1 pseudogene is annotated in these 545 nt (G+C 42.2%); it reads right to left on the reverse strand.

Annotation, left to right across the window (positions count from 1 at the left end):
• Positions 1-545, reverse strand: a pseudogene (locus tag HT734_RS09165) (hypothetical protein); the annotation flags it as partial.

A 545-nucleotide genomic window follows, 5' to 3' on the forward strand; every position in this document is an offset into this window, starting at 1 on the left:
TACATTAGGAACTTCCACAGCTGGTTTACCTGGTTCTGTAATCTTACCTGTACCTGGAACATCTTTCTTAGGAAGTTTATCATTTGGTACTTTACCTTTACCATCTTTACCGATTTCAACAGTGATTGGACCATCTTCACCTGGGATTTCTACCGTAGTTCCTGGTGGATATGTTCCTCCTCCTGGTCTCTGCGGTGTTACTGTAACGTCACCTGTCTTAGGATCTGGTTTCAACTCTATTGTTGGTGTCTTACGAGCTGGTGTTGTTACATTCACTGGTTGTGATGGTTTCTTGTTCGGTTCTGTTACTGTTCCTGTACCTGGGACAGCTTTCTTAGGAAGTTTGTCATTTGGTACTTTACCTGAACCATCTTTACCGATTTCAACAGTAATTGTGTTTCCATCTTCACCTGGGATTTCTACCTTAGTACCTGGTGGATATGTTCCTCCTCCTGGTTTCTTAGGCGTTACAATCGCATCTCCATTTGGTTGTGGAGTAATTTCAATCTCAACTGGTTTTTCAGTTTCTGGTGTTTCTGGTGTTG

The organism is Streptococcus sp. k-90 (assembly GCF_013277565.1).
Classification (GTDB): domain Bacteria; phylum Bacillota; class Bacilli; order Lactobacillales; family Streptococcaceae; genus Streptococcus.